The sequence below is a fragment of the Acidithiobacillus sp. TH-A36 genome (assembly GCF_057473445.1).
In genome coordinates this window covers 1-4,523 of the sequence record NZ_JBYCKP010000116.1, presented here as the reverse complement: position 1 = coordinate 4,523, position 4,523 = coordinate 1, and the positions used below count along the sequence as shown (strand labels likewise).

Below are 4,523 nucleotides of genomic sequence, written 5' to 3'. Positions count from 1 at the left end.
AACACAGCCACCGGCTGTCACTGGTACCGAAAAGCAGCGAAAAGCGGATATGCCAATGCGGAACTTATGTTGGGATCTTGCTATGAAAGATTCGGTGGCCTACAGCAGAACGAAAAGAAATCTTCTTACTGGTATCGCAAAGCTGCGATGCAGGGGGTTGCCATGGCGGAATATGATCTGGGAAAGGCATATTACCATGGCCGTGGAGTCCGGCAGAGTAGCACACAAGCACTGTACTGGTATAAAAAAGCTGAAACTCAAGGGTTCTGTGATGGTTCTGAAATTCGGCGTATAGAAAAAGGAAATTGAAAATGAGGACTCGTATTGTCATTCCGTTGGCGCTCATGGGGCTGTTTTCTGTGGGCAGCGCCTATGCGATGACAAATATTCAGGCAAAAGACCTAATGATGGCCGCAACACACAAGGGAAACACTACGGACTTAGCCAAATTGGAATCTGCGGCAAAATCAGGGGATGCTGTGGCGCAAAGATGGTTGGGCGTCTATTGGAGTGCATCAGACAGCGCGAAGGCAGACTACTGGTTCAAAAAGTCAGCAGCACAGGGTAATGCCTGGGCGGAAGAGAGTCTAGGGCTTGCCTACTTTGAAGGCCAAGGCGTGCCACAAAATTACGAGAAGGCGAACTACTGGTTCAAAAAATCAGCGGCACAGGGTAATGCTGATGCGGAGGCTAACTTGGGGGTTGATTACTCCTCTGGGTATGGTGTGCCGCAGAATACAATGACCGCAATAAAATGGTGGAAGGAAGCGGCTGCACAAGGTGGTACTGAAGGGGCGTTGGCACAATATGAGATCCATCTCGCTGAACGTGGTTAATGGAACCCCTAATAAGCGTAACAGTTACAAAGGACACGAATCCAGGATGGATAAGGAGGGATCGGCGTGAAATTCCCGAACTTCAAGAAGAACAAAAATCTTCCTGAAAGAAATGAATGGGCCTTCCGCAAATTGCCTGAGCCCAAGAGATCCGTCCGCAGCAACGCTGGGCCGAGATCTGCATATCTGATTGTTTGGGGGATTATATTTCTGTTGGCGGGGTTGGGAATGGCTGGCTGGGGTGGATATAACACTTATACGAATATCAATGTATGGCAGACCGAAAGGGCGGGATTAAAGCAGATAGCCTCTTACACGCCTCAGAAATTGGCGGATCTTCGAGCGAAGGAATCTCAGGGCGGCGGCGTCGAAAACGGTCTTGTAGGGATACTCTTGTCCTCTCCCTTTTTCTTAAAAATCGCCGTTGCGAAAATGGAAAACGCAGAAATTCAGGCGCAGAACAATCTTATCCTCGATTTCCCCCTCACTATTCTTGGGCTTTTCTTTATTTTTTGGGGCAATGGAATGCTTAGAAATTCTTAATGAGGTTTATTTTATGATCCAGAATATATTGTCTAGTCTTGTCTGTATTGTTTTAATTTCAGGACTTTTTTACGCATGGTTTCTCACCCGCCGTGTAAGGATGCACCCTCTGCACAAAGAAAGATCACCGGAAAATTTCTTTGGCTATGGTGGCACGTTCCTAACCTTGTTGGTAGCTGCCCCTATATTATTACCTACAGCTATTGTTTACAGACTGTTTTCTAAGAAAAAAATGTTCCCTATTTACCAATGCTCACAGGCCGATGTTCTGACGGACGGCGGACTTGTGGAGAGTGGCAAACTCGCAAAGTGGATATGTGTTCCCATCTTTTTTATGGTCGCTATTGCAATGGGATTAGTATTATTTTTCATGCGCTATGCCAATGCTCGCAGGGCATCTGTTCGCTCAAGAAAAAAACACCCAGCAGATGAAGATGACACAATTTTTCTAATGCAGGTTCACGCTATTGAAAACACACTGTTTAAGGATTACTAGCAGGTGCCAATTTGCAGTTTTTGGATTAGCCTCTAAAGGCTTTCAGACAAGGGAATTTTTATGCCGTTAATTCACAAAAAACAGGCAATACTCGCGGGATCCATTTTGTGCCTTGCAGGATGCGGTATGCCTGGGCCGCATTTCAACCATGTTGCCAAATCAGAAAATCATCCATATCTGGCAAAAGCCCTATATTCTCCAGAGATAGGAAATATAGGTGGCCCATGCACCCTTGCCGGACTAAGCACGCTGAACAATGAACGCAAATGTCGCGCCGGTGAAATCGTTGAAACTTCTGGTCCTGCCACCCTTTATGTGGAAGATGCAGCATATCACCTAAGGGAGATACCAATCCCGCTTAACGGGAATATGCGCCCCGAAGCCGAGTTCATGGCAACAGATAAGGTACATCACTCCAATCTGGGTGGAGTGGTGATGGGGGGATTACAGATCGCGAATGGCGATCAGCTACTCAATGCAGGCAATTTCGGTGGCATTGGTACAGGAGGAATTGTTCTGGGTGCCCTGTCAGTATTGGGTAGCCTTGGCGGGGGCGGAAGCGGACATTATGTCCCCGGTTATCGCTACTGGAAGTTCCATCATGCACTTTCTGCTGTACGGACCTATCCGAATTACCAAACGGCTAAAGTCGCTATGGTTAAAGATATATTATGGGCCGAAAGGGTCGCATCCGGCAAAGAAATGAACCAGGAAGGCTCCCGCATGGTTGGGAAAAATGCTTTCTGGGCACCTGGAAAAGCATTTTACTCCGTTTCCAGTTCGGTTTACGGGGTGGTTTTCCAAGGTGAAATCCGTAACCCTGATGTCCTTCACAAACAAGCCATGCTTCCAGTGTTTCTGTGGACTGAAGATCTGAAACCCATCACGCCCAAGAAGGAATACGCCATGACCGTGACATGGAAACCTGTTGGCCATGAGTTCCAAAATGCTAAGTGGGCGAAATCACAATGCCAAATTCTTTCCGAGAAGTATGGTGATTGGTCCTTCGTTACCCGCCAATCCAAGGGCGAAGCCTATCTTTGCCACGCTGGAGACTGTCATATTGAGCATGAAGTTAATCAGCCGGTTTTGTGGTAGCCACTCCGGTCTGGATGCTAGGTTTAGTGAATATCAATTCCAAGTTGCAGAAATAAGCAAGATGCACGACAGCATCCCTCGTGCCGGATGGTTCGATAGTTACGATTCGGAAACTGACTGGGAACCCTTGGATGAATTGCCCGTGGACAACGACGACCCAGAGTGGACTTGGTAATATACATACAAATCTGATTAAAGAAGGAAGATTTAATGCACCACACAAAAACGCTTCGCCTCGCCGCATTCTCCGCTGCCGTCGCCCTACTTTCCGGATGCGCCACAACAGTACCTATGCCCAAGGTTGCTTACACCGGGCCTGCCGTCCAGAATTCGCCTCTGGCTGATAAAACCGTGGCTTTGGTTACGACGACAACCGGCGACAAGTTTAATGACCCCAAATGTTTAACATATCTTACCAGAGCATGTCGCAACACCACGTTGGATTCAAAGCAATCTATTAAAAATTATAACAAGCTGCTCTCGGAAGCCCTCACTGCAGAAGGGGCGAAAATGGTAGCTGAACCACCCGCAGACATCATCATTCACACCAACATGGTTCCTGCTAAGGGGCATCGCTATATGTTCCTCCTCGACTACGATTTGGGACATAGTTTAGCCATGGGAGTGATCCCCATTTATGGCTTCTTTTCGCCAAAATACTATCACGTCATCGGTCACATGGATGACGTAGTTACCGTCACCTCATCACCAGGCAAAACCGTTCTTTCAGAGGGTTATCCGATCTCGGTCAGGAAACAGATAACCGGTAGTGATCACATGATGTTCACTTTCGACGGATCTGCATCTAAAGCAGACAACGTGTACCTATCGAGCCAGAGCGCAGTCATCGCCAAAATACTCGCGGATACCAACCAGAAATTGCAGGCCCAAGGATGACCGTTACCAAACTCGAAATAGCCACAGAAGTAGCATACGTTACCGGGCTCACGGTTCGAGACACAAAACGCCTGGTGGAAGCCTTTTTCGATACTATCCGCTCCACACTGGCATCCGGCGAGGAAGTGAAACTCTCCGGATTCGGCAATTTTTCCATTCGTGAAAAAACTTCCCGACCGGGAAGGAACCCAAAAACGGGAGAACCGTCTGAGATTATCGCCAGGCGGGTAGTGACCTGGCGGGCCGGGCAGACCTTGCGGGGAAAGTGTTAAGTGGATTGCATCTCGCATCGCACCCACCGGATTTTTCGTATAGGATAACTACATGGGTAAGCACGATCAGAATCAGGCAATCTCGGAAAGCAGGGAATCATCCAAACCGCTTTCGTTCCCTTTTGATGAAAAAAAGGCTACAGAAGTCGCTGCCTTTTTTCTTCTGAAGGCCCAAGCCAGGGGAGCAAACATCAGCATTCTGAAGCTGATGAAGTTGATGTACCTTGCCGAAAGGGAATCTTACAGGATCTACGGCGCTCCGATGGTAGGCGATAGCCTTTATTCACTTCCGCATGGACCCGTAATGTCCACAACCCTGAATCTGATTAACTCCGTTCCAGAAGAACGCGAAGGCGGGGAATACTGGGATTCCTTTATCGC

General features: G+C 48.0%; 8 protein-coding genes. All 8 read left to right on the top strand.

All coding sequences use genetic code 11. From position 1 onward, the window contains the following. Positions 1-309: tetratricopeptide repeat protein (locus tag AC2VLY_RS03360; RefSeq protein WP_486891913.1), on the top strand; the 309-nt coding region annotated here is incomplete at its 5' end. A gap of 2 nt (positions 310-311) precedes the next feature. Next, positions 312-836 carry a tetratricopeptide repeat protein gene (locus AC2VLY_RS03355; RefSeq protein WP_193650502.1) on the top strand — a complete coding sequence of 175 codons (525 nt, stop codon included), beginning with the start codon at positions 312-314 and terminating at the stop codon, positions 834-836. A 66-nt stretch (positions 837-902) separates the two neighbouring features. Beyond that, positions 903-1,379, top strand: coding sequence for a hypothetical protein (locus AC2VLY_RS03350; RefSeq protein ID WP_486891914.1), 477 nt, complete (start codon positions 903-905; stop codon positions 1,377-1,379). A 13-nt stretch (positions 1,380-1,392) separates the two neighbouring features. Beyond that, on the top strand, positions 1,393-1,875 hold the full coding sequence (locus AC2VLY_RS03345) for a hypothetical protein (protein ID WP_193650504.1): 483 nt from the start codon (positions 1,393-1,395) through the stop codon (positions 1,873-1,875). A gap of 60 nt (positions 1,876-1,935) precedes the next feature. Beyond that, positions 1,936-2,973 carry a hypothetical protein gene (locus AC2VLY_RS03340; RefSeq protein ID WP_193650505.1) on the top strand — a complete coding sequence of 346 codons (1,038 nt, stop codon included), beginning with the start codon at positions 1,936-1,938 and terminating at the stop codon, positions 2,971-2,973. Positions 2,974-3,183: 210 nt separating this feature from the next. Further along, positions 3,184-3,870 (top strand): hypothetical protein, encoded by a 687-nt coding sequence (locus tag AC2VLY_RS03335; protein ID WP_193650506.1) that lies wholly within the window; start codon positions 3,184-3,186, stop codon positions 3,868-3,870. After that, the gene (locus AC2VLY_RS03330; RefSeq protein ID WP_193650507.1) at positions 3,867-4,142 is read left to right on the top strand and encodes an integration host factor subunit alpha; all 276 of its coding nucleotides are present in this window, start codon (positions 3,867-3,869) and stop codon (positions 4,140-4,142) included. The genes AC2VLY_RS03335 and AC2VLY_RS03330 overlap by 4 nt, the downstream gene beginning before the upstream one ends. A 52-nt stretch (positions 4,143-4,194) precedes the next feature. Next, the coding region (locus tag AC2VLY_RS03325; RefSeq protein ID WP_486891916.1) for a Panacea domain-containing protein at positions 4,195-4,523 on the top strand (329 nt) is incomplete at its 3' end.

Bases quoted from the DNA above. Each gene is read 5' to 3' on its own strand.
- AC2VLY_RS03335 (WP_193650506.1), top strand. From the start codon at position 3,184: ATGCACCACACAAAAACGCTTCGCCTCGCCGCATTCTCCGCTGCCGTC.
- AC2VLY_RS03355 (WP_193650502.1), top strand. From the start codon at position 312: ATGAGGACTCGTATTGTCATTCCGTTGGCGCTCATGGGGCTGTTTTCT.
- AC2VLY_RS03330 (WP_193650507.1), top strand. From the start codon at position 3,867: ATGACCGTTACCAAACTCGAAATAGCCACAGAAGTAGCATACGTTACC.
- AC2VLY_RS03340 (WP_193650505.1), top strand. From the start codon at position 1,936: ATGCCGTTAATTCACAAAAAACAGGCAATACTCGCGGGATCCATTTTG.
- AC2VLY_RS03345 (WP_193650504.1), top strand. From the start codon at position 1,393: ATGATCCAGAATATATTGTCTAGTCTTGTCTGTATTGTTTTAATTTCA.